The sequence below is a fragment of the Kitasatospora sp. NPDC023385 genome (assembly GCF_055664045.1).
Genome location: NZ_JBVOOL010000035.1, coordinates 39,836 through 63,841 on the forward strand (window position 1 = coordinate 39,836; position 24,006 = coordinate 63,841).

Consider the following 24,006-nt stretch of genomic DNA (forward strand, 5'->3'; position numbering starts at 1 on the left):
ACCGTTACCATGCGCACCAGGGACCGCCACCCCGGCGGCCGGTGACGGATGCCCAACGGAAGGGCGAACATGGCGAACGAGGTTCGGGCGGAGCGCGGTCCGCAGGAGAATTACCCGTCGGTGGACCTGCGGATGGACGTCCCGCACTCCGCCCGGGTCTACGACTACCTCATCGGCGGCAAGACCAACTTCGAGGCGGACCGGGTCGCGGCGCACGCCTCCGTACAGGCCTGGCCGTCGCTACCGATCTCGATGCGCACCACCCGCGACTTCATGCAGCGCTCGGTGCGCCACCTCGCCGAGAAGCACGGCGTGCGGCAGTTCCTGGACGTCGGCACCGGCATCCCCACCTCGCCGAACGTGCACGAGATCGCCCAGGCGATCGCCCCCGAGACCAGGGTCGCCTACGTGGACAACGACCCGATCGTGCTGACCCACGCGCGGGCGCTGATGTCCAGCACGCCCGAGGGGCGCACCTGTTACGTGGACGCCGACTTCCGCGACCCGGAGTCGATCATCGGCAACCCCCGGCTGCGCGAAGTGCTCGACCTCTCGCAGCCGGTGGCGCTGTCGCTCATCGCGATCGTCCACTTCGTGCTGGACGAGGACGACCCGCAGGGCATCGTGCGCCGCTTCATGGACGCCCTGGCGCCCGGCAGCTTCCTCGTCATGACGGTCTTCACCGGCGACACCGACCCGGTGGGCGTGGGCGGCGTCGGCCGCGAGTACAACGCGCGCGGCATCCCGCTGCAGATCCGCGACAAGGCCGAGACCGAGGCCTTCTTCGACGGTTACGAGCTGCTCGACCCGGGCGTCACCCTGGTCCACCACTGGCACCCGGACTCCGATGCCGCGCCCGTCCGCGACCGGGACATCGCGATGTACGCGGGCGTCGCCGTCAAGCGCTGAGCGGCCCGAGCGGGGCGGGGGCCCGGTCAGCCGGAGACGGCGACCAGGCCCGCCTCGTAGGCCAGGATGACCAGTTGCACCCGGTCCCGGGCGTCGAGCTTCGCCAGCAGCCGGGTCATGTAGGTCTTGACGGTGGCGATGCTGAGCACCAGCTCGGCGGCGATCTCGGTGTTGGACAGGCCCCGGCCGACCAGGGTGAGGATCTCCCGTTCGCGTTCGGTGATCGCGTCCAGTCGGCGGACGGTGTCCTCCCGTCCGGCGCCGGCGGCCGCACCGGGCCCCGGCGCCCGCTCCCGCCCTGGCGGCCGGGCGCCGGCGAAGGCGCCGATCAGCCGCCGGGTGACGCTCGGCGCGATCAGGGCGTCCCCGGCGGCGACCACCCGCACCGCGGCGAGGATGTCGTCCAGCGCCATGTCCTTGACCAGGAAGCCGGACGCCCCGGCGTGCAGCGCCGCGTAGACGTGCTCGTCCTCGTCGAAGGTGGTGAGCACGACCACCTTGGCCGGACCGTCGGCGGCGGTCACCAGCCGGGTGGCCTCGATGCCGTCCATGCCGGGCATCCGGATGTCCATCACCACGACGTCCGGGCGCAGTTCGGCGGCCAGTCGGACGGCCTCGGTCCCGGTGCCCGCCTCGCCGACCACCTCGACGTCGGCTGTCTCCGCGATGACCATCTCCAGCGCGGCCCGCACGAGTGGCTGGTCGTCTGCCAGTACCACCCTGATCATGCGCCCGCCTCCCCGACCGTAGCTACCGCCGCAACCGCAGCCACGGCGGCGGCCGCAACCGGCACCGCAACCGGCACCGGCAGCTTGGCCGCGACCCGGAACCCGCCGTCGGGGCGCGGCCCGGCGGCGAACTCCCCGTGCAGCAGGGCGACCCGCTCCCGCAGCCCGGCCAGCCCGAAACCGCTGCCCGGAGCGGTGCCGTGGCCCCGGCCCCCGTCGATGACCTCGACCGACAACTCCCCCGCCGTACCGCGGTCCACGCGGACGACGCAGGTGCGGACGTCCGCGTGCCGGACGACGTTGGTGACCGACTCCTGGACGATCCGGAACGCCGCGAGGTCCACCTCCGGCGGCAGCGGCCCCTGTTCGCCGTGCCGCCGGACCTCCACCCGCACGCCCGCCGCCGTGGTCGCCTCGACCAGCCGGTCGAGGTCGGCCAGGCCCTGCGGGATGGTCGCCGAGGGCTCGCCGTCGGCCTGGCGCAGCACGACCAGCATCCGGCGCAGCCCGGCCAGGGTGTCCCGACCGGCGGCTTCGATCTCGCCCAGCGCCGCCTTGGCCCGCTCGGGCCGGCTGTCGATGACCCGGCGGGCGGCGCCGGCCTGCAGGGCAACGATGCCGAGACTGTGCGCGACGGTGTCGTGCATCTCCCGGGCGATCCGCAGCCGTTCGGCGGTGACCGCCTCGGCGGCGGCCCGGGTGCTCAACGCCTCGGCGTGCTCCCGGTTCTGCCGCACCGAGCGGCCGATCAGCCAGGCGACCAGCGCGAGCAGCGCGGCGCCGTCGGCCGAGCCGATGTGGGTGCCGGTGAAGATGCCGACGGTGTTGCCGTGCACCAGGCCGATGTGCAGCACCAGGAAGCCCATGACCAGGCCGAACGCCGCCCGTGAGGTGCGGCGCGGCCGGGTGGCGGTGATCAGGCAGAGCGCGGTGTCCACGGCGAGCAGCGCGCCGGGCGGCACCTGGGCGCCGCCGGCCCAGCCGTCGGTCTCCGTCCAGGTGGCGATCAGCAGCAGGGCGACGGAGCACACCGGCAGCCGGCGCACCAGCGCGGCGCCCGCGAAGGCCACCGCCGAGTCGGCCAGGGTGAACGGCCATCCGCCGTGCGCGGCGGCGCCGTGGTGCTGTGCGGCGCCGCCGCCGAGCCGGACGGCGGGGTAGGCGGCGGCCACGCACCACGTGAGCCCGACCCAGATCTCGGGCGGGACGCGCCGGAACAGCGGCGGGGACGGGGTCGTGGGCATGGTTCAAGATCGTACCGACCGGCCGAAGCACCGTCATCCACCCCTGGTTGTACGGCCGGGGGTGACGCGCACCGCCCCACGGTGTCGACGCTGGTCCGATGCGGCCATCCCGGCCCACCCGGCACTGTGGAGCCCATGATCGAAGTCAACGAGCTGACGAAGCGCTACGGCCGCGGAAATGCCACCAGGACCGCCGTCGACCGTCTCACCTTCACCGTCCTGCCGGGCACCGTCACCGGCTTCCTCGGCCCCAACGGCGCCGGCAAGTCCACCACCCTGCGGATGATCCTGGGCCTCAACGACCCCACCGCCGGCACCGCCACCGTCGACGGCCGCCCCTTCCGGGGCCGCCCGCGCGGCCTGCACCACGTCGGCGCACTGCTCGACGCGGGCGACGTCCACGGCGGACGTACCGGCCGGGCCCACCTGCGGGCACTGGCCCGCAGCAACCGCATCCCGCTGGGGCGGGTGGACGAGGTGCTGGCGGAGGTCGGGCTCGCCGAGGTCGCCAGGCGGCGCATCGGCGGCTACTCGCTGGGCATGAAGCAGCGCCTGGGCATCGCGGGCGCGCTGCTCGGCGACCCGCCGGTGCTGCTCTTCGACGAGCCGCTGAACGGCCTCGACCCGGAGGGCGTGCTGTGGGTGCGCGGGCTGTTCCGCCGCCTCGCCGCCGAGGGCCGGACGGTCTTCGTCTCCAGCCACATGATGGCCGAGATGGAGCACACCGCCGACCGGCTGGTGGTGATCGGACGCGGCCGGCTGATCGCCGACGAGAGCCTGACCGAGTTCGCCGCCCGCGCCGGCCGGGCCGCCGTCACCGTCCGGGCCGCCGAACCCGACCGGCTGGCGGCCGTGCTGACGGGCGCGGGCGCCACCATCCGGCCCGGTCCGGACGGGGCCCTCACGGTCACCGGCCTCGATGCCAGCCTGATCGGCGAACTCGCCCTGGAACACCGCCTGTTGCTGCACGCCCTGACCGCCCGCGGCGCCTCCCTCGAGGAGGCGTTCATGGAACTGACCGCCGACAGCGTCGAATACCTCGCCCACCTCGCCGGAGAGACCCGATGAGCACCGTGACCCTCACCCCCGCCCGCCGGACCGAGCCCCGCACCCGCTTCGGCGACCTGCTCGCCGCCGAGTGGATCAAGTTCTGGTCGCTGCGCTCGATCCCGTGGGTGCTCGGCCTCAGCGCCCTGGCCATCATCGCGGCCAACCTCAAGTCCGCCCAGTACACCCACGACCACTACACCCCGGGCGACGGCGATCCGGTGATCATGGCGCAGCTGGCGCTGAGCGACGCCTTCAACACCGCCTCCGCCGACATCCTGATGCTCGTCGGGGGCGGGATCGGGGCGATCGTCATCGCGGGTGAGTACGCGACCGGACTGATCCGCACGACGCTCGCGGCGGTGCCCGACCGCCGGGCGGTGCTGCTGGCCAAGGCGTGCGTCCTGACGGCCGTGATGCTCGGCTTCGGGGTGCTCACCGTCGGCGTCTCCTTCGGCGGCAGCCAGGCGATCCTCTCCGAGGTCGGCATCGGACAGTCCGTCACCGACCGGATGGCCTTCCGGTACATCGCGGCGGCCGTGCTGTTCGCCCCGGTCTGCGCGCTGGCCGGGCTCGCGCTCGGCACGCTGCTGCGGCACAGCGCCGGGGCCGTGGTGGGCACCGTCGCGGTGCTGTTCTTCGTCCCGTCGATCGTCACCGAGCGCTACCGCTGGTCGGCCGACCTGCTGCACGCCCTGCCGCTGCCCGCCTGGCAGCGCCTGGCCCGGAGCACGCTGGCGGGCCTGCGCCCCACCGAGTACCCGGCCACCGTCGCGGGCGCGTGGATCACCTACGCCGTGTGGGCGGTCGCCTCGGTGGCGGTCGCGGCGACCGTGGCCCACCGCCGGGACCACTGACCGGGATTCCGGGGACGCGGAGCGCGCAGGGCAAGTGGGGAACGCGGGGAACGGGGGAACGCCACGTCCCGCTCGTCACGCCCCCGGCCGTGACGACCCGCGCCCCGCCGCGTCGCGCCGCTCGGCCGACCGTCCCATGGCGGTGTCCGCCACCGCCACCAGGAGCGCCGCCAGCACCAGGCCCGCGGCGACCGTCACGCCCAGCTGGAAGGCCAGCGCCCAGTCCGGGTGACGGCCGCCGGCGTGGGCGAAGAAGACCGAGCCGACGACCGCGATGCCCACCGCCGAGCCGACCCGCTGGGCGGTCTGCAGCACCCCGCCCGCGCTGCCCGCCCGGGCCACCGGGACCTGCTGCAGGGTCAGCGTCTGGTTCGGGGCGATCACCAGCCCGCTGCCCACCCCGGCGACCAGCAGCGGCAGCACCGTCGTCCAGCCCACCCGCGGCCCCGACCACAGCTGCACCGCGAGCGCCGAGGCCAGCAGGCCGGCCAGCACCAGCAGCAGCCCGGCGACCACCAGCCGCCGGCCGAGCCGGCTCACCAGCCGCCCGCCCACCGCCGCGGCCACGCCCGAGCCGACCGCGAAGGGGGTGATCGCCAGGCCCGCCGTCAGCGCCGAGTAGTGCAGGCCCGCCTGCAGGTACAGCGTGAAGATGAAGAAGATCGCGGTGAACCCGGCGAAGTACGCCAGTGACAGCAGCACCCCGGCGGCGTACGGGCGTACCGCGAACAGCGCCATGCTGACCAGCGGCTCCCGCCGCCGCCCGTAGTGCACCTCCCAGGCGACGAAGGCCGCGAGCAGCAGCGCGGCCAGCGGCAGCAGCAGCCAGCGGGCCGGGCTGTGCCACTGCTGCTCCTGGACGAACGGCAGCAGGAGCGAGACCGTGCCGGCGCCGAGCAGCAGCACGCCGACCGGGTCGAAGTCGCGGTGCCCGGCCCGGTCGGCGGCGGGCGGGGGCGGCGGGAGCAGCCGGTAGGCGATCGGCAGGGCGGCGACGCCGATCGGCAGGTTGACCAGGAACACCCAGCGCCAGCCGTCCTGCGGGCCGAACAGGTGGATCAGCAGCCCGCCGAGGAGCGGGCCGACGGCGGTGGACAGCCCGATGGTCGCGCCGAGCGCGCCGAAGGCCCGGCCGCGTTCGGCGCCCCGGAAGAGGGTCTGGATGAACCCGGACACCTGCGGGACGAGCACGCCGCCCGCCGCGCCCTGGAACAGCCGGGCCAGCACCAGCCACTCCTGGTTCTGCGCGGCGCCGGCCAGTGCGCTGGCCGCGGTGAACAGGGCGAGCCCGGCGAGGAAGACGGCCCGCCGGCTGCGGGCGTCGCCGAGCCGCCCGGCCGGGACGAGCACCAGGCCGAAGGCCAGCGCGTAGCCGCTGAGCACCCACTGCAGGCCGCTCTCCGACATGTGCAGTCCGGCCCGGACGGTCGGCAGGGCGACGTTGACGATGCTGACGTCCAGGAGGGTCATGAATCCGGCGACCAGGCAGACCGCGAGCGCCCGCCAGCGCCGCGCCGCGGCCTGCCCGCCGAGGGCGGAGGAGCCGGGCGGGTCCGGGTGCGCGGTGCCGCGCGGGGGCTGGACGGTCATGGGAGCCTCTTCCCGTGGTCCGGGGCGGCGTGGTCCGGGACGGTGTGGCCCGGGACGGCCAGGTCCGGAGCGGCCTGGTGCGGCCGGGCGACGATGGGCCGGCCCGGCCCGGCCCATCGTCGCCCGGCCCACCCCGGGCCGCCACCCGGGCCGGCCACGCCCGCGTTCACCCGGACGGCGGAACCGGATCGCGGTCGGCGGCCGCACCCCGGAGGCTGACGGCATGACCGTCGCCACCGGGACCCCGCCGTCCGCCCCGCCGGTGCTGGACGTCCGGCAGCGGAACGTCGTCTTCGCCAGGATCGTGCTCGGCATCCTGCTGGCCGCCCTCGACCAGACCATCGTCGGCACCGCGCTGCCCACCATCGTCGCGGACCTCGGCGGAGCCGCGCACATGCCCTGGGTGGTGACGGCCTATCTGCTGGCCGAGACGGTGGCGACCGTGCTGACCGGCAAGTTCGGCGACCTGTACGGGCGCAAGCTGCTGTTCCAGGTCTCGGCGATCGTCTTCGTCGCCGGCTCGTTCCTGTGCGGCCTGGCCACCAACATGAGCCGATCGCGGTCGTGGTGGTGGCCGCGGCCGCCCGGACGATCCCGTCGGTGCGCTCGGCGACCCGGCCGGTGGTCGACTACCTGGGCATCGTGCTGGTCTCGGCCGGCGCCGGCGCGCTGATCCTGGCGACCAGTTGGGGCGGCAACCAGTACGCCTGGGGCTCCGGGGTGATCATCGGTCTGTTCGTCGGCGGCGCGGTGGCGCTCGGGCTGTTCTGCTGGGCGGAGGTCCGGGCGGTCCAACCGATGCTGCCGATGCGGCTGTTCGGCAACCCGGTGTTCACGGTCTGCTCGGTGCTCAGCTTCATCGTCGGCTTCGCGATGCTCGGCGCGCTGACCTTCCGGGAGAAGGTCGACGCCCGCCCGTAGCCGCCGCCCCTTCCGGCCGGCCGGCGGTCAGCCGGCTGTCCAGGGGGCTTCGGGGAGCTTCGCCGTGTCGTCGTGCCCGGCGAACTCCGCCGTCGTCGGGGTGCCCAGGCCCGGCATCCGCATCGTCACCCGCCGCAGCGCGCCGTCGCCGTCGACCCAGTACGTCAGCGGCGACCGGCCCCCGTCGGGGGCGGCGCCCTGGGCGCGCGGGCCCGCGAACCGGTCGTAGCTCCGGCCGTCGATCCGGTCCCGGCCCAGCCAGCGCGCGCCGGACTGGGCCAGCAGCAGCGGGTTGTCGGGGCGGTCGGCGCCGAGTTGGACCAGCAGGCTGAGCCCGGCGTCCAGCGGGTCCGCGGTGTACGAGCGCGGCGACCAGCCGGCGCGCGGCACGTGCTCGGCCTGCTGCCACGCCGGGCCGTCGACGCCGGCCGGCTCGGGGGCCAGCCCGAGGCCGCCGGTGTCCCAGACGATCAAGCCGTGGTCCAGCGGCCCGCTCGCCCCGGTGGTCCGGTAGCGGCCCACGCCCCGGTGGCTGCGGTAGTCCACGACGCCGTCGACCCGGACGGTGACGCCGCCGCCCTCGGCGGCTGTCAGCGTCACCCCCACCGGGGCGGCCTGGTACAGGTTCAGCCGCGACAGGGCCAGCCGGGACGCCTCGTCCGTGGTCACCGGCCGTTCCGCGGCCGCCTCGGAGGTCGTGCGGTAGACGACCAGGCCGCCCGCCGCGGTGCCGCACACCGCGATCGCGACCAGGGTCCGGAGCCAGAGGTTCCAGCGCGGCCTGCGGGTGTCGGTGGTCGGCTTGCGGGCCATGCGGCTTCCTTCTCTCGTCGGTCGGTCGGGTTCCGGTCGCTGTGCGGCGGGGGCTGTGCGGCGGGGGTTGTGCGGCGGGGGCGGGGCCGGCGCTCGCCGCCGGGCGGTCGCCCTGTGGTCACAGCAGTCGGGCGGGTCCGGGGACCGTCGGTCCGCGAACCCGCCCGATCCGGCCCGGCAGGGGTCTGCCGGGCCGGTCACCCCGGGTGGGGCGTCCTGCTACCGGTGCTGAGCGGCCCGGCGCCTGCGGACCAGCACCACCAGCGCCGTACCGAGGGCGATCAGCGCCGCCGCACCGGCCATGGCCATCGGCATCCCGGAGCCCGCACCGGTGTTGGGCAGGTGCCCGGGTGCGGGGCCCGGCGGGGCCGGGGGCACCGGCACCGGGGTCGACGTCGTCGGCGGCGCCGGCGGCGCCGGAGTCTCGGTCGGTGTCGGTGTCGGGGTGGGTGTGGGCGTCGGGGTGGGGATCAGCCGGTTGACGGCCGTCACCGACACTCCGGCGTCCAGGTTGGCGGAGGTGAGCACCAGCGGCCCGAACACCGTGACCTCGGGCGCCGAGTAGCCGTCGGGCGGGCTCAGCTCCTGCCAGTAGTACGTGCCGGGCACACCGCTGCCGCCGCAGAGTCCGTCGGCCGCGGTCGTACACGGTTCACCGACCTTGGTGTCGGGCTTGCCGCCCGTCGGCTGCAGCCCGTCCGTGCCGTTGGTCTCGTGCCACAGCTGGAACTTCGCGCCGGCCAGCGGCTTGCCGTCCTGGTCGTGTTTGACCAGCCGCAGCGCACCCTCCTGTTGGCGGAAACCGAAGTCGAAGGTGTGGTCGTTCTCGCCGGGCCCGCCGGTGGTCAGTGCCCGTTCCGGGTACTTCCCACCCGTCGGGACGACACCGTCGGAGTCGATGAAGCGGTTGTCGCCGACGTCATGGGCGGTCGGCACCCACTGGAACAGCGGACCGTCCTTGGCGTAGTCGGCCGGATCGTCCAGCTTGATCGTGTACTTGGTCCTCGGCTTGAGGCCGCCCTCGACGTTGCTGTCGTCGAAGTAGTACTCGCCGCGCGCCGTCGTCTTCGCCGTACCGACCAGCTTCCCCGACTCGTCGTACAGGTGGACGGTGGCCCCCGGCACCGGGCGCTGGCCCGGCAGTTGGAGGCCGCTGCGCTCGGGGTCGTACCAGACCCGGTTGCCGATCTGCAGCGGCGCCTGGTCGCAGAGCACTTCGAGGTCGCCCATCGCGGCGCCCTTGCCGAACGGCGGGACCTGCCCGACCGGGTTGAGGCGCAGGCCTCCGTCGGCCTTGCCGTTGCGCTTCTCGAAGCCCGGGCCGTAGCCGAAGGCCATGCCGTTGGGGTCGTAGCCCGAGGTCGCGATGGAGTCCTCGGCCTTGGAGAACGCCATGCCGGCGTTCAGGGCGTTGTTGTGGCCGATGCGGTTGTTGTCGAAGAACCGGGTGCCCCGGGTCGTGGCCCCGCAGCCGTTGTCGGTGTCCAGCACGTACGTGCCGTTCACCAGGCAGGCCTTGTTCAGGTCGCCGCCGGGCAGGACGGTGGCCGTGGTGCCGGCCGTCGGTCCGGCCGCCGACTGGTCGCCGAAGCGGTCCCGGAAGGCGATCAGCATCGAACCGTCGGTCTCGAAGGCGATCTCGGCCAACGCCGGTTCGGGGTTGGCCATGTAGCCGGTGCAGGCCTGGCCGTTCTGGGTGGCCGGGTAGGTGTCCTGCCACGGGAACCAGGCGGCGCCGGGGCACGGCCCGCCGACCGTGGTGCCGCGCGGGTAGTCGAGCGGCTGGTCCAGCACGGGCTTCCCGAACGCGCCGGTGGCCGGGTCGAAGGGCAGCACCACGGCCCGCAGGTCCGAGGCCTTGCCGGTCGACTCGCCCGAGCAGACGCCGCCGAGGTAGCCGGCGCCGTCCTGCAGCCCGAGGCCGTACGGCCGCCAGTCCCCGGCCGCCGGGCAGCCCGGGTCGGGGATCGGGTAGGCGGCCTTCGGCTCCGCCGCCGTCGGCGCGGTGGCGTCGTAGCGGTAGAGCTTGCGGTCGTGGAGGTTGACGACGAACAGGTCCCGGCCGTCGTCGGTGACCTTGACGGCGCCGAGGCTCTCCTTGCCCACCGCGGGCAGGAAGGCGTCGTCGTTGCCCGGGCCGTGCGGCGTCGTGCCGGCGTCCGGGACGGTCGCGAAGAGGGTGGTCGTCTTCTTCGCCGGGTCGGTCACGTAGATCGCGCCCGCGCCGCCGGGGCCGTACGCCGTGGTGCGCTTGGCCGAGGCCGCGGTGAAGAGCCGCTTGTCGGTCCTGCTCCACGCGACGCCGTAGACGTTGCCGGTCTGTTCGGCCGTGGCCAGGTCGGTCACGGTCGCGTCGGTGCCGGCCACACCCCGGGCGCTGTACGGGAAGGAGACCAGCGTGTGTGCCGTCACGCCTTCCCTGGGCGCGGGCTGGCAGGTCGACACCAGCGGCGCGTTCTTCTGGCAGTAGTCACCGGGGCTCCACAGGCCCGTGGTGAACTCCGCCTTCTTGCCGCCGGAGAGGTCGACGAACTCCTCGTTGCTGCTCAACTGGTTCGGCGCACCGGCTAGGCCCTGGCGCGAGGCGAAGGCCGGGAACAGCGCGCCCGGCTTCGGATTCACCACCTGGACCCGGTACCTGCCGCCGGTCGCCTTGCTGGTCGCCGGTGCCAGTGTCACCGTTCCGTCGGCCGCCGTGGTGCCCTCGATGCCGACACCCGTGTCGTCCGTGAGCGTCACCTTCACGCCCGCCATGCCCGGCTCCAGCGCGGGTGTCCACACCCCGCTGGTGTCGACGGCCCGGATCACCCGGACCGTCACCGTCCCGTCGCCGGTCTGTGGAAACGCCGACGGGGCCGCCGCCAGCGAGCAGGCACCGATCGCGACGGCCAGGGCCACCGCGCCGCCCAGTCTGCGACCGCCGGGCTCACCCGGTCGTCGCCGGGCCGAGCCGCGCGCGGCGCCGGCTGCTCGTTCACTTGTCGTCGTCATCCCTGCTCTCATCGTCCAGTTGGGCATCGTCCGGCTGGTCCGCCGCCCGGCCCCGTAAGGGAGTTCGCGACTGGCGGAAAGCCGCCATTGTTAACGGAAGCTTAAATCGGCTTCAGACAAGTTCGCAGGATAACAAGGAACTATGACCGCGCATCAGACGTTGCGAGGCCGTTACACCTTCACTCCTCCCCTGCGCCACCAGGCAGTTGACCAGGAGAAAGGCGCCCGATGGGCTGGGCCGGCCCGCGGGCGTCAGGATGCGCCGGCCGGCCGTCGAACACACTTCCTGCCGGAACTGCACACACCGCACCCCGGCCCAGCCACCCCACCCTCACCTCCCGTCACGGGCACGGCACTCCGGTGCGGCCGGAACCGGCTCTGGCACGATGGCCGGATGCGCATACTGATCATGGGCGGCACCAGGTTCGTCGGCTTCCACTTCGCCGAGGCGGCCCTCGCCGCCGGACACGACGTCACCCTGCTGCACCGAGGGAGGTCCGGCGCCCACCTGCTCCCCGAGGCCACCCACCTCATCGCCGACCGCGACGCGGACCTGTCCGTGCTGCGCGGCCGCAGCTGGGACGCCACCGTGGACGTCAGCGCCTACTACCCGCGCCAGATCCGGGACTTGGCCGCCGCGCTGGACCCGGGCGCCGCCGGCCGCTACCTCCTGGTCTCGTCCCTGTCCGTGTACGACACCCCGGCCGCCCCGGGCTACACCGAGGACTCCCCGCTGCGCCCCGCCGACGGCCCGGAGCCCGACGCGATCACCGCCGAGACCTACGGCGTCCTCAAGGTCCAGTGCGAGTGCGCGGCCCTGCACGCCTTCGGCCCGCAGACCCTGCTGGTGCGCCCGACCTACGTGATCGGCCCCCACGACTACACCCACCGCTTCGACTACTGGGTGCGGCGCCTCGCCCGGGGCGGCGAGACGCTGGCCCCAGGCCGCCCGGACGCACCCCTGCAGGTCGTCGACGCCCGCGACCTCGCCGCCTGGCTGCTCGCACTACTGGAACGCCACGCCTCCGGCGCCTACCACGCCGCAACTCCCCCGCCGTACACCATCGGTGACCTCCTGGACGCCGTCGCCTCGGCCGTCGCGCCGGAGGGCACCACCCTCACCTGGGTCGCCGAGGACTTCCTCCGCGCGGCCGGCGTCCCGGAGCGCGCGCTCCCGCTCTGGCCCGCCGACCCGCTGGTCCGGGCCACCAGCACCGCCGACCCGGCGGCCGCCCTCGCCACCGGGCTCACCCTCCGCCCGGTGGCCGAAACGGCGCGGGACATCCCGCCGTTCGAGCCGCTGCCGGACACCCTGACGCCCGCGCAGGAGGCCGGCCTCCTCGCCGCCTGGCACCGGCGGTAGGGGGCACGGCCGTCCTTCGGGCCGTCGAAGGGGACGGCTTAGAAGAAGCCGTCGTCCTCGTAGTAGTTGTTGACGACCACCTCGGGCCCGTCGTCGTCGAACGCCTCGTTGAGCAGCGCGCCGCCGACCAGGCCCGCCGCGCCCGCGCCGATCAGCGCGCCGGTGCCGAAGCGGCGGCCGCCGCCCTGGGCCTGCTGGCCGGGCGCCTGCGGGTAGCCCTGCTGCGGAACCGGCTGCGGGTAGCCCTGCTGCGGGGTGTAGAACGGCGGGACGGTGGTCTGCACCCGCTGGGCGCAGGCGACGCAGGTCTCGATCTGGCGCGGCACGCCCCACTGCGGCGACCACAGCACCGCGGTCGTGCCGGCGCCGTGCGAGGGGTCGAAGAAACACGTCACGGGGGAACTCCCTGATCCTGGCTGGGTCTGCGGAACGGCGGGCGCGGCTGCGGGCACGACGGCGGCAGCTGCGGCGGGCGCGACGGCCGGTGCGGGCGGCGTGGCGGGCTTGACCGGCGCGGGCGCGGGCGGAGCCGCCGGAGCGGGCTGCAGCACGTCCACGCCGAAGTCCGAGGCGATGCCCGCGAGCCCGGACGCGTACCCCTGGCCGACCGCCCGGAACTTCCAGTCCGCGCCGTGCCGGTACAGTTCGCCGAACACCATCGCCGTCTCGCTGCCGGCCTCGGGCGCGACGTCGTAGCGGGCCACCTCGGCGCCGCCGTCCGGGTCGGTGATCCGGACGTACGCGCCGCGCACCTGGCCGAAGTTCTGGCGCCGCTGCGCCGCGTCGTAGATCGCCACCGCGAAGACGATCTTCTCCACGCCGGCGGAGACCTCCGCGAGCCGGACCTCGATCTGCTCGCGGTCGGCGCCGCCGCCGGAGCCGCCCTGGTGGCGGACCGAACCGTCCGGGCTCCGCAGGTTGTTGAAGAAGACGAAGTTCTGGTCCGAGCCGACCTTGCCGTCCGCCCCGCACAGCAGCGCGCTGGCGTCCAGGTCGTACCCGGCCCCGGCCGTCCAGCCGAGGCCGACCCGGACCACCTGCAGCCCGGGGGCCTGCCTGCCCAGCGAGACGTTGCCGCCCTTCGTCAGGGCCACACTCATGGGACTTCCTCCACGACCGTACGAGTACCGCTGTCCGACCACGACAACGCTGTAGAGGCCGCGCCGGTTCCCGGCCCCGCCGTGAGGACCGCGTCAGGATCGCGCCGGGTCCGCGTCGGCCTCGGACCAGACCTCGGATCAGTACCGGACGGGGAGTTCCAGCAGGCCACGGGCCCGCGGGGTGGGCCGGTGGCGCAGCCGCTCGACCGGCACGTCGAGCGCGAGGTCGGGGAAGCGGCGCAGCAGGGCGGTCAGCGCGATCGCGGTCTCCATCCGGGCCAGCGGCGCGCCGAGGCAGTAGTGGATGCCGTGGCCGAGGGCGAGGTGGCCGTTCTCACGGCGGCGCAGGTCGAGCCGGTCGGGGTCGGTGAACTGCTCGGGGTCGCGGTTGGCGGAGCCGAGGGCGAGCAGCACGGTCTCCCCCGCCGGGACGGTGACGCCGCCGATGGTGACGTCCTCGCGCGGGAAGCGGCGGATGGCCAGCGGGGCGGGGCCGTCGAAGCGGGCGAACTCCTCGACGGCGCCGTCGATCAGCTCCGGTTCGGCGCGCAGGGCGGCGAGCTGCTCGGGGTGGGTGAGCAGGGCGAGGACGGCGTTGGCGATGAGGTGGACGGTGTTCTCGTAGCCGGCGAAGAGGATGAGGAAGGCGAGCGAGGTCAGCTCGTCCTCGCTGAGCCGGTCGCCTCCTTCCTGCTCGTCGCGGACGGCGATCAGGTCGGAGAGCAGGTCGTCGCCGGGCTCGGTGCGCTTGCGTTCGATCAGGCCGGTGAAGAAGCCGAGCATCGCCTTGACGGCGGCTCGGGCGGCGTCGGGGCGATGGGGGTCGGGGGTGATGAGGCTGTCGGTCCAGGCGCGGAAGTCGTGCCGGTCGTCCTCGGGGACGCCGAGCAGGTCGCAGATGACGGTGATGGGCAGCGGTGCGGCGTACGCGGCGAGCAGGTCGGCGCGGCCGGCGGGGGCCATGGCGTCGAGCAGTTGCCCGGCGACCTTCTCGATGGGGGCGCGCAGGGCGGCGATCCGGCGCGGGGTGAAGGCCTGGACGACGAGGCGGCGGATCCGGGTGTGGTCCGGCGGGTCCATGTTGAGGAGGTTGGCATCCAGTGCGGGCGGCAGTGCGAAGCCCCGGTAGTTGCCGGGTGCGGCGTGCGCCTTGTCGAGGGCGAGGCGCGGGTCGGCGAGGGCCTGGCGCACGTCCGGGTAGCGGCTCACCAGCCAGAAGGGCAGGCCGTCCGGGCCGACGACCCGGTGGACGGGCGCGTCGGCGCGCAGTCGGGTGTAGCCGGCGTACGGGTCGGCGATCAGGGACTTCAGGGTGGGGTCTGGCGCTGTCACCCGCCCAGCCTACGGGTGTGGCGGCGGCACTCTGGCGGGGCGTCAGACCCGGACCTATTGTCAGGTGACATGACACTTCTTCGCCGGACCGCCGGCCTGGCCGCCGCCCTCACCGGAACGCTCGCCGCACTGCTGGCTCCGGCAGCCGCCCAGGCCGACCCAAGCGGCTGCCGCACCGCCGACGCGGCCGTCGTGGACGCCGAGCAGGCCCGCCTCCAGGACACCCGGACGACCGCCTTCACCGAGCGCTCCGGCCTACGCGACCTCCTCCGGGGCTTTCCCGCCGCCCTGTGCGCCGCCCGCGACACCCACCAGGCCGAACGGATGGTGGACGCCTGGGGCCGGGCCCTGTGGCAGGCCGGCGTGGACCGCGCCCAGGGCCGGCGCCCGAGCGGCGAACTGCCCGCCCTCGACGACCGCCCGCTGTACTGGACCAGGCTCGCCATGACCGTCCGGCTCGCCCGCTGGCAGCCCGCGTTCGAGGCCGACCACGCCGGGCTCCGGGCCCGCTTCGAGGACGCCTCGCGCGGCCTCGACGGCCGCTTCAGCACCGCGCCCGGCATCCGCCGGATCTTCGTCAGCGGCTTCGACCCGTACGGCCTGGACACCGAACCGCGCCGCGCCAACCCCTCCGGCTCGGCCGTCCTACGGCTGAACGGGCGGCGGATCACCCTCGCCGACGGCAGCACGGCCGAGGTGCGGGCCGTCGTCCTGCCGGTCCGCTACGGCGACTTCGACGAGGGGATCGTGGAGCGCGCCTTCGGCCCGTACCTGCGGCCCGGCCCGCAGGCCGCCGACCTGATCACCAGCATCAGCCAGGGCTACCCCGGAGAGTTCACCCTGGAGGCCTGGGCCGGCCGCGCCCGCTCCGCCGACCCGGCCACCGACAACGTCGACGCGCTCTCCGGCGGAACCACCACGCGCCCGGTCGACGCGCCGGGCCTGGCCGCCGGGCCCGAGTTCATCCGCACCACCCTGCCCACCGACGCCATGACGGCCGTCCAGCAGCCCTACCCCGTCCTGCTCAACACCCCCGTCACCGAGATCCCCGCAGGCGCCACCGAGCCGGTCGTCCGCCCCGACGGCCCCACCCCCGGCTCCCGCGCGGTCGCCGGAGGAGGAGGCGGCTACCTCTCCAACGAGGTCGCCTACCGCTCCAACCGCCTCCGCCTCGACCTCGCCCCGGGCCTGCCCGGCGGGCACCTCCACACGCCGGTGCTCACCGGCCTGCCCGCGGAGCAGGACCGCGTCACCGCACCGGAGTTCGAGCAGAACGAGGCCGCGATCGCCGGCCAGGTCCGCGCCATCCTGAGCAGCGCACGGCTCTGAGCCCCGCGCCCCGAGCCCCGGGGCGCGCCGCTTTCTCGCCCCACCGCGCCCCGGCATGCCCGGTCACGCCCCGCCACACCTCGTCACGCCTCCGCCGCGCCCCGCCACACCTCGTCACGCCGGGTCGGCGAAGCGCGTCCCCGCGGCCCGGGCGCGCGAGGCGGCGATCTCGACGTAGGCGGCCTCGCGCCCGGCCCAGTGCGAGCCCTCGACGGACTTGCCGCGTTCCAGGTCCTTGTAGACCCCGAAGAAGTGGGTGATCTCCAACAGGTCGAACTCGGGCAGGTCGCCGATGTCCCGCAGGGCCGCGTAGCGCGGGTCGCGGGCCGGCACGCACAGGACCTTCTGGTCGGGGCCGCGTTCGTCGCGCATCACCCACACGCCCACCGCCCGGCAGGTCAGCACGCAGCCGGGGACGGCCGGTTCGCCACCCAGCACCAGGGCGTCCAACGGCTCGCCGTCGCCGCTCAGGGTGCCCTCCACGTACCCGTAGTCGGTGGGGTAGCGGGTGGCCGTGAACAAGGTGCGGTCGAGCCGGATGCGGCCCGCCGCGAAGTCCATCACGTACTTGTTCCGCGACCCCTGCGGGACCTCGATCATCACGTCGAACTCCACCTCGAACTCCACCGCAGCCTCCTCCTCGGCTCCTGGGGAGAGCCCCCGGCTCCCGCAGTGATTGTCGGCCGTTCGGACACCCACCGAAACCGCCTCCGCCGTTCGGCGGAGTCCACTAGCATCCGGGCCATGGGGAGCTGGCGGGTCACGGTCATCGACCACCATCGCAGGAACGGCGGACGGCCGCAGGGTCGCCCGGAGGGCCCGCTGGCCAGGCGGGAGGGGCTGGCGGTGCACGGCCGCGAGGGCGAGATCAGCTGCGTCGACGCCACCGGCCGGGTCCGCTGGCGTCAGCCCTGCGCGGGGCGGCCGAACGCGGCGCACATCTCCGCCGGCCGGGTGCTGGTCACCACCGACTCCTTCGACTACACCGCCTGGGGCCACCTCGGCCCGGCGCTGCTGCTGGACCTCGCCGACGGCACCCCGGTCGCCGAGCTGCGCGGCGAGCGCGCGGCGACCCTCGGCGGCGGACGGTTCGTCCTCGGCCTGGAGGGCTACGGGACCTCCCACACCTGGGCGCACGACCGGGACGGCACCCTGGTCGACTCCTGGCGCAGCTTCGGCCACTACGTGGTCGGCAGCGGCCTGCGGGTGGTCGAGACGGACCGCCGCCGCCCGACCGAGAGCCGGGTGGTGCGGCTGCTGCCCGGCGGGCAGATCGAACGCGGCCCGCTGCTCACCGACCCGCAGGCCCCGGAGCCGCTGGTGCTGGATGACGGCACGCTCCTGGTACTGGACGCGGGGGTGCTGCGCGCCGTGGGCCGCGACCTGGACGACACCGTCCTGGCCGCGCTGCACCCGCTGCCAGCCGACTGGCAGCACCGCTTCACCGGCTCGCTGCGCCGGACCGCCGACCGCCTCGACGTCACCCTGGTCGAACGCCACCCGACCCGCATGGGCTCCTACACCACCCACGCCTGGACCCTCGGCCTGCACCCGCCCGACCACGCCTGAAACCCCGGCCCGGGCTCAGCGTGGCGGCCGCGCGCCGGGGCGCGCTACCCGGAAGCGCGCTACCCGGAGACGACCCCGAGTCGCCCCTGGCCTTCCCCGAACTCGCGCACCGCCTCGGTGACGATCGCCTCCAGCCGGGCGTGGTGGGCGCCGCGCCAGTAGGCCTGGCCGCAGTCGGCGCACTGGGCGAACGCGTCGTAGGCCTGCTCGGTGCCGTCCCGCAGCTGTTCGCGCACCGAGGTCTTGGTGACCTGGCGCAGGGTGCCGTTGCAGGTGGTGCAGCGGCTCCAGGGGACGAGCGGCGGCGCGAAGCGGGAGAGCACGTCGCGCAGCTGCTCGGCGGGGCGGTGGCTGTACACGTAGGCGCCGGCCCACAGTTCGCGGCGGCGCAGCAGGCCGCGGTCGCGCGAGAGCATGACGCGCTGCTCGGCGGCGGAGCGGGCGGCCAGCGCGGCGTCGCCGATGTCGGGGTTCTCGTACGCGGCGTCGACGCCGAGCAGGCGCAGCCGGCGGGTGAGGGTGCCGAGGTGGACGTCCAGCAGGAAGCGCGGCGGGGCGGCCGAGGGCTGCGGCCTGGTCACGGCCTGGACGGCGATGTACTCGCCGTCGGCCGGGATGTGCGCCTCGGGGACGGCCCGGCCGTCCACCAGCAGGGCGCCGACCTCGGTGAGCGGGACGCCCAGGGACTCGACGACGTGGCCGAGCGTGGAGGCGCCGTCGGTGTGCAGCGAGGTACGGCCGGCCCGCCGGGGCGCGGAGACGAAGAGGTGCAGCTCGGGGGCGAAGTCGAGCCAGATCTGGGGTCGGTCCACGCGGCCAGCATGCCAGCGGGCGGTAGCCGGAGGCCACCGGTTTCCGGGCTTCCGCCCTTTCCGGGCTTCCCCGTCCCCGGCACGCGCCCTCCGCCTTCCGCCCGCCGCGCTTCTGCTGCTGCCGCTGCCTCTGCCTCTTCCTCTGCCGCTGCGACGGTCACGATCCGGGCGGCACGGTGCCCGCCGTCACCGGCGACGGCGGTGCCGCCAGGTGCCCGCGGTCCTCGGCCGCCCAGCGGGCGACCGGCCCCATCGCGTACCCCGCCGCCAGGAACACCCCGCCGAGGACCAGCCAGCCCGCGAGGCCCCCGTCCAGCAGCAGGGCGGTGAGCAGCAGCGGCCCGAGAGTGCGGGCGACGGCGACGCCGGTGCCGAAGAAGCCCTGGTACTGGCCGATCCGCTCCGGCGGCGCGAGGTCGAAGCCGAGCTGCCAGGAGCCCGCCGACTGCCGCATCTCGCCGGCCACCTGGAGGACGGAGGCCGCGACCAGCAGCGCGCCGACCGCCCACACCGGTACGTCCAGCGCGGACAGGCCGAAGACCACGCAGGAGCCGAGCAGCAGCACTCCGGACGAGCGGACCGCCCGCGCGGCCGAGTCCAGCCCCGTGACGTCGCGCGCGGCCCGGACCTGGAAGGCCAGCACCGCCACGGTGTTGAGCACGAACAGCGCGGAGCCGAGCCAGCCGATGCCGGGCGCGCGCTGGGCGATCCACAGCGGGATGATCAGGCTGAGGAGCGGCATCCGGAGCAGCAGGACGGCGTTGACGGCGGCGACGGCGGCGTACCGCCGGTCGCGCAGGACGGCCAGCCGCGGTCCGGTGCCGGACTCCTGTGCCGTGGGCGGGACTTCGGGCAGCCGACGGAGGACCAGCGCGCCGGCCAGCAGGCCGATCGTGGTGACGGCGAAGGCGGCCAGGTAGGCGGCGCGGGTGCCGACGCTCAGCGCGATGCCGCCGACGGCGGCGCCGAGCGCCAGGCCACCGTTGAGCGTCGACTGCAGGTGGGCGAGCAGGCCGGTGCGTTCCCCGGCCGGCACCAGTCCGGCGACCAGCGCCTGGCGGGCGGCGGTCAGCCCGGACTGCGCGGTGGCGTAGAGGCAGACGGCGAGCAGGAACGGCGGGTAGGAGCGGATCACCAGGAAGGCGGCGACCACGGCCGCGGCGCCGAGCGCGAGCGCCACCGCCGTGCGGCGCGGTCCGCGCCGGTCGGCGAGGTGGCCGAGCGGGACTCCGGCGACGGAGCCGAGCGCCCAGGCGACGGCGAGGCCGAGGCCGAGCGCGGTCGGTGACATGCCGACGACGCGGGTGAAGTAGAGCGCGGAGCAGGTGTAGTACGCGCCGTCGCCCACGGCGCTCGCCAACTGGGCTGCGGCCAGGGTCCGCTGGGGGCCGACGGGCGGGAGGAGGCGGTCCATCCGGGTGGCTCGGTCGGTCGGCACGTCTCTCCTTCGGTGGGTGACGGACCGTCACCGATCCCTGAGGTCTCCCATCGGACGTCGCCCCACGGACGGGCGACAGCAACGACGCACGGACGGGCGGCGCGCGGTCCGGGAGCTCACAACCGTCGGCGACGGTTCGCCACCACCCTAGGCAGAAACTGGCCCATCTGACAGGTCCAGTGATCAAGGAATTCCCTGGGCCACTTCCGCTCGCCGCCGCACCGCCGACCGAGCGGTGAACCCGCGTGCGACAGCGGCTCGTTGGGCTCTCCGGGCGCTCTGGGGGCGTTCCACCGGGCCCCGGCCCGCGCGGCCGAAGCCCCGTCCGTACCCGCTCCGAATCCCTTCCCGCGGAACGTTGCAAAAGCCCGACTACCCAGTCCAGGGGCCAACTTTGACCGTGTTGACCCGTCTGTAGCGCCCTCTTATGCTCAACGGCGTTCGCGATCCGGCACCGGGGCCGGGGCCGCCGCGCCCACCCGATCCGTCGCCGTCTCCGGCTCGAAGGGCTCCTCCCATCAGCACCTCCCCCGCCCCCTCGGACACCACCGGCCGCCGACGGTTCCTCACCTACCTGCTCGCCGCTCCCACCCTCACCGTCGCCGCCCGCCTCGGCCTCGACGCCGCCGCCACCGCCGCCGCCGCGCAAGCCGCCGGCCAGGCCGCCGCCCCGGGCACCGGACCGGCCACCGCGCAGGCCCTCGTCCGGGTGGCCGCGGCCACCCGGGGCTCCGCGCCCCGGCAACTGCTCGGCCTGCCCGGCATCCCGGACATCGTCGACCTCGGCGACGCGATGATCCTCGCCGGGCTGCCGACCTCCCACCTGCTGGTCCTCGAACTCACCCCGGCCGGGCGCGCCGTGCTGCACCTGCCCCGGCTGGAGGTCGGCCAGGGCCTCACCACCGCGATCGCCATGCTGGTCGCCGAGGAACTCGACGCCCGGCTCACCGACGTGGACGTCCCGCTCTCCGACGGCCGCCCCGAACTGCTCTGCAACCAGCTGACCGGCGGCTCCAACTCCATCCGCGCGCTGTACGACCCGGTGCGCGGCGCGGCCGCCGCCGCCCGCGCCCGGCTGGTGACCGCCGCGGCCGAGCGCTGGAACGTTCCCGCGGCCACCCTGCGCACCGCCGACACCGCCGTCCTCGCCCCCGACGGCCGCCGGCTCGGCTACGGCGAACTCGCCGCCGCCGCGGCCACGATCGCCGCACCCGCCGTCCCCGCCCTCCCCAAGGCGGCCGACCAGCAGCGCCTGGTGGGCCGGCCGACCGGCCGGATCGACGCCCGCGACCTCGTCACCGGTCGGGCCACCTACGCCGGGGACCTGCGGATCCCCGGCGCCGTACCCACCGTGGTCGCCCGCCCCACGACCGTCAACGGCACCCTCAAGTCGCTGGACGCCTCCACCGCCCGCGCCATGCCCGGGGTGCTCGGCGTGGTGCGGATCCCCAGCGGCGTCGCCGTCCTCGCCGAGACCTTCGACCAGGCGATCAAGGCCCGCGCCGCGCTGCGCACCGCCTGGAACCCGGGCCCGGCGGCGGGGCTGTCCACCGACGACGTCCGGGCCCGGCTGCGCGCCGCGCACGCGCCGTTCCTCCCCGCGCCCCTGTTCACCCAGCACCTGGACGCGGAGTTCGACTTCGCCTTCGTCAACCACGCCCCGATGGAGGTGCTCACCGCCGTCGCCGACGTCCGGCCGAACCGGGCCGAACTGTGGTTCGCCGCACAGAGCCCGATCGTCGCCCAGCAGGCCATCGCCACCGAACTCGGCCTGCCGCAGAACGCCGTCACCGTCCACGTGGTGCGCGGCGGCGGCTCGTTCGGCCGCCGGCTGTTCTTCGACGCCGCGCTGGAGGCCGCCCAGGTCTCCAAGGCCGCAGGCCGCCCGGTCAAGCTCATGTGGACGCGCGACGACGACATGCGCCACGGCCGGATGCGCCCCGCCAGCCACCACCGGATCCGGGCCACCTACGGCCTCGACCACGTGCTCGGCTGGGAGCACCGCGTCGCCGGCGTCCGGACCGACCTCGGGCACGGCCTCGGCGATGTGTTCACCGCCGCCGGCTGCAACCTCCCGCTGGCCGGGCTCACCGCCGCCGAGCTGTTCTTCCTGCTCACCGAGAAGATCCCGTACGACGTCGGCGTCCCCGTCCAACTGCTCACCGAACTGCCCCTCGACCTGCACACCGGCAGCTGGCGCTCCGTCTACTCGGGCACCGTCCGGGTCGCCGACGAGATCGTGATGGACGAACTCGCCCGCCGGATGGGCCAGGACGAACTCGCCTTCCGCCGCGCCCGGTTGCGCAACGCCGCCGGGCAGGCCGTGCTGGACACCGTCGCCGCGAAGGGCGACTGGGGGCGTCCGATGCCCCCCGGCCGGGCCCAGGGCATCGGCTACCACGACGAGAACGGCGGCACCGTCGCCTACCTGGTCGAGCTGGACGCCACCGACCCGGCCGCGCCGCGGGTCACCAGGGCCGTGGTCGCCGCCGACGTCGGCCGGGTGATCAACCCCCGGGGCCTGGAGGCGCAGCTGACCGGCGCGCTGGTCGACGGCATCTCGGTGATCCTCCAGGCCGGCAACCACCTCGACAACGGCGCCTTCCGGGAAGGCAGTTACGGCGACTTCCACTACGCCCGGCAACGCCACACCCCGCCGGTGATCGAGATCCACCTGATGCCGCCGAGCGGACCGCCCGGCGGCGCCGGAGAGCTGGGCGTCCCGGCCGCCTCCGCCGCCGTCGCCAACGCCTACGCCCGCGCGACCGGCACCAGCCCGCGCTCCTTCCCCATCTCCTTCTGACCTTCCAGAGCCGAGGATCCCGACTCCCCATGCCCACCCACACCTTCGTCCTCAACGGGCAGCCCGTCACCGTCGAGGCCCCGGACGACATGCCGCTGCTCTGGGTGCTGCGCGACAAGCTCGGCGTCACCGGCCCCAAGTACGGCTGCGGGGTGGGCGTCTGCCGCGCCTGCACCAGCCACCTCGACGGCCTGGAGTTCCAGCCCTGCACCCGGTCCGTCAAGGACTGCGCGGGCCACACCGTCACCACCATCGAGGGCCTCGCCGACGGGGACGTCCTGCACCCCGTCCAGGAGGCCTGGCTCTCCTGCGACGTCGCCCAGTGCGGCTTCTGCCAGCCGGGCCAGATCATGGCGGCGGTCGCCCTGCTGCGCCACACGCCGAACCCGACGGACGCGGACATCGACCGGATCCAGAACGTCTGCCGCTGCGGTACCTACCCGCGCATCCGCGAGGCGATCAAGCAGGCGGCGGCCCGGCAGTCGTCGTCCGGCTGACGGCAAGCCGCCCCGCCCGGTCGACGGGCGGGGCGGCGGGGCGGCGGCGCCCCCGGCAGCACCCCGGCAGCACCCGCGCTGACCTTCCCCAGCTCTGGACCCACGCGCTCAGCCTGCTCCTCGGCCTGGTGATCGGCGTGTTCGGCACGCTCGGCCTGCTCACCGTCCGGGCCCCGGCCGCCCAGACCGACGCCCGCACCTGCCCGCCCGCGAACGACGGTTCCCCGGTCTTGATACTGGTGGGCTCGCGTATTCAACTGTCGCGAGTTGTCGGTGCTGCTGAGCGCGGCAGTGACTTTCCGTGATCTCCAGCGGGTTCTCGTACTGTGGGGCCCCGGGGTTTCCCGCGGCCGGGTCGGCAGCGATGATGAGGGCCATGATCGTCGCAGCCACCCAGTTCGCCCCGGTCGCCGGGGACATCGACGCCAACGTCCGTACCATCGCCGGGTTGATCCGGGCCGCCGGGGCCGACAGCGCCCGCCTGGTCGTCTTCGCCGAGCTCGCCGTGACCGGCTACGAGCCGACGCTGATCCGGGACACCCCCGGCCTCGTCCTCACCGAGGACGATGCCCGCCTCGAACCCGTACGGGAGGCGTGCCGCGCCGTCTCGGCGGCGGCGGTCGTCAACGGTCCCGTGCACACGGCGGAGGGCCGCCCCACGGT

The 24,006-nt window shown here is 74.7% G+C and carries 20 protein-coding genes and 1 pseudogene; 11 read left to right on the forward strand and 10 right to left on the reverse strand.

All coding sequences use genetic code 11. The annotated features are described in order from the left end of the window. Window positions 1-69 precede the first annotated feature (69 nt). Complete coding sequence (locus tag AC0B61_RS32965) at window positions 70-909, forward strand: SAM-dependent methyltransferase (protein WP_471745523.1); 840 nt, start codon at window positions 70-72, stop codon at window positions 907-909. Between the two features lie 26 nt (window positions 910-935). Here the strand turns inward: AC0B61_RS32965 and AC0B61_RS32970 are convergent, their stop codons facing one another. Then, window positions 936-1,637: a response regulator gene (locus AC0B61_RS32970; protein WP_471745525.1), complete on the reverse strand. Its 702-nt coding sequence runs from the start codon at window positions 1,635-1,637 to the stop codon at window positions 936-938. Beyond that, complete coding sequence (locus AC0B61_RS32975; protein ID WP_471745527.1) at window positions 1,634-2,881, reverse strand: sensor histidine kinase; 1,248 nt, start codon at window positions 2,879-2,881, stop codon at window positions 1,634-1,636. Before AC0B61_RS32975 ends, AC0B61_RS32970 begins: the two co-directional genes overlap by 4 nt. Before the next feature lie 135 nt (window positions 2,882-3,016). Here AC0B61_RS32975 and AC0B61_RS32980 point away from each other — a divergent pair, with 135 nt between their 5' ends. Further along, on the forward strand, window positions 3,017-3,949 hold the full coding sequence (locus tag AC0B61_RS32980) for an ABC transporter ATP-binding protein (RefSeq protein ID WP_471745529.1): 933 nt from the start codon (window positions 3,017-3,019) through the stop codon (window positions 3,947-3,949). After that, window positions 3,946-4,785: an ABC transporter permease gene (locus AC0B61_RS32985; RefSeq protein WP_471745531.1), complete on the forward strand. Its 840-nt coding sequence runs from the start codon at window positions 3,946-3,948 to the stop codon at window positions 4,783-4,785. Before AC0B61_RS32980 ends, AC0B61_RS32985 begins: the two co-directional genes overlap by 4 nt. Window positions 4,786-4,860: 75 nt before the next feature. On the opposite strand, the gene AC0B61_RS32990 is transcribed toward AC0B61_RS32985, so the two are convergent. Next, window positions 4,861-6,375, reverse strand: coding sequence for an MFS transporter (locus AC0B61_RS32990; protein ID WP_471745532.1), 1,515 nt, complete (start codon window positions 6,373-6,375; stop codon window positions 4,861-4,863). A 223-nt stretch (window positions 6,376-6,598) separates the two neighbouring features. Here AC0B61_RS32990 and AC0B61_RS32995 point away from each other — a divergent pair. After that, window positions 6,599-7,269, forward strand: a pseudogene (locus AC0B61_RS32995) (MFS transporter); the annotation flags it as partial. A gap of 54 nt (window positions 7,270-7,323) precedes the next feature. On the opposite strand, the gene AC0B61_RS33000 reads toward AC0B61_RS32995, so the two are convergent. Both AC0B61_RS33000 and AC0B61_RS33005 read right to left on the reverse strand, forming a co-directional pair. Beyond that, entirely contained in the window at window positions 7,324-8,109 is a 786-nt protein-coding gene (locus AC0B61_RS33000) for a hypothetical protein (RefSeq protein ID WP_471745534.1), read from the reverse strand. Window positions 8,110-8,328: 219 nt separating this feature from the next. Next, entirely contained in the window at window positions 8,329-11,100 is a 2,772-nt protein-coding gene (locus AC0B61_RS33005; protein ID WP_471745536.1) for an SdrD B-like domain-containing protein, read from the reverse strand. A 394-nt stretch (window positions 11,101-11,494) separates the two neighbouring features. Here AC0B61_RS33005 and AC0B61_RS33010 point away from each other — a divergent pair, with 394 nt between their 5' ends. Then, entirely contained in the window at window positions 11,495-12,463 is a 969-nt protein-coding gene (locus tag AC0B61_RS33010) for an NAD-dependent epimerase/dehydratase family protein (RefSeq protein ID WP_471745538.1), read from the forward strand. 38 nt (window positions 12,464-12,501) lie between these two features. Here AC0B61_RS33010 and AC0B61_RS33015 read toward each other — a convergent pair whose 3' ends face one another. Together AC0B61_RS33015 and AC0B61_RS33020 are read right to left on the reverse strand one after the other, a co-directional pair. Next, a complete protein-coding gene (locus tag AC0B61_RS33015) occupies window positions 12,502-13,563 on the reverse strand; it encodes a TerD family protein (protein ID WP_471745540.1) in 1,062 nt (353 codons plus the stop codon). A 138-nt stretch (window positions 13,564-13,701) separates the two neighbouring features. Continuing rightward, complete coding sequence (locus AC0B61_RS33020; RefSeq protein WP_471745542.1) at window positions 13,702-14,895, reverse strand: cytochrome P450 family protein; 1,194 nt, start codon at window positions 14,893-14,895, stop codon at window positions 13,702-13,704. Window positions 14,896-14,964: 69 nt separating this feature from the next. On the opposite strand from AC0B61_RS33020, the gene AC0B61_RS33025 reads away from it, so the two are divergent. Next, a complete protein-coding gene (locus AC0B61_RS33025; RefSeq protein WP_471745543.1) occupies window positions 14,965-16,224 on the forward strand; it encodes a pyroglutamyl-peptidase I in 1,260 nt (419 codons plus the stop codon). 114 nt (window positions 16,225-16,338) lie between these two features. Here AC0B61_RS33025 and AC0B61_RS33030 read toward each other — a convergent pair whose 3' ends face one another. Further along, window positions 16,339-16,839, reverse strand: coding sequence for an inorganic diphosphatase (locus AC0B61_RS33030; RefSeq protein WP_471745557.1), 501 nt, complete (start codon window positions 16,837-16,839; stop codon window positions 16,339-16,341). A gap of 129 nt (window positions 16,840-16,968) precedes the next feature. On the opposite strand from AC0B61_RS33030, the gene AC0B61_RS33035 reads away from it, so the two are divergent. Beyond that, window positions 16,969-17,793, forward strand: coding sequence for a hypothetical protein (locus AC0B61_RS33035; RefSeq protein WP_471745544.1), 825 nt, complete (start codon window positions 16,969-16,971; stop codon window positions 17,791-17,793). A 59-nt stretch (window positions 17,794-17,852) separates the two neighbouring features. On the opposite strand, the gene AC0B61_RS33040 is transcribed toward AC0B61_RS33035, so the two are convergent. Both AC0B61_RS33040 and AC0B61_RS33045 read right to left on the reverse strand, forming a co-directional pair. Continuing rightward, window positions 17,853-18,605: a Mut7-C RNAse domain-containing protein gene (locus AC0B61_RS33040; RefSeq protein ID WP_471745546.1), complete on the reverse strand. Its 753-nt coding sequence runs from the start codon at window positions 18,603-18,605 to the stop codon at window positions 17,853-17,855. Window positions 18,606-18,762: 157 nt separating this feature from the next. After that, entirely contained in the window at window positions 18,763-20,019 is a 1,257-nt protein-coding gene (locus AC0B61_RS33045) for an MFS transporter (protein ID WP_471745559.1), read from the reverse strand. Window positions 20,020-20,470: 451 nt separating this feature from the next. Here AC0B61_RS33045 and AC0B61_RS33050 point away from each other — a divergent pair, with 451 nt between their 5' ends. The 4 genes from AC0B61_RS33050 to AC0B61_RS33065 all read left to right on the forward strand — a co-directional run. Next, window positions 20,471-22,846 carry a xanthine dehydrogenase family protein molybdopterin-binding subunit gene (locus AC0B61_RS33050; RefSeq protein WP_471745547.1) on the forward strand — a complete coding sequence of 792 codons (2,376 nt, stop codon included), beginning with the start codon at window positions 20,471-20,473 and terminating at the stop codon, window positions 22,844-22,846. Window positions 22,847-22,875: 29 nt separating this feature from the next. Further along, window positions 22,876-23,343 (forward strand): (2Fe-2S)-binding protein, encoded by a 468-nt coding sequence (locus AC0B61_RS33055; RefSeq protein ID WP_471745549.1) that lies wholly within the window; start codon window positions 22,876-22,878, stop codon window positions 23,341-23,343. A gap of 128 nt (window positions 23,344-23,471) precedes the next feature. After that, window positions 23,472-23,648 carry a hypothetical protein gene (locus AC0B61_RS33060; protein WP_471745551.1) on the forward strand — a complete coding sequence of 59 codons (177 nt, stop codon included), beginning with the start codon at window positions 23,472-23,474 and terminating at the stop codon, window positions 23,646-23,648. A gap of 71 nt (window positions 23,649-23,719) precedes the next feature. Further along, the coding region (locus AC0B61_RS33065) for a nitrilase-related carbon-nitrogen hydrolase (protein ID WP_471745553.1) at window positions 23,720-24,006 on the forward strand (287 nt) is incomplete at its 3' end.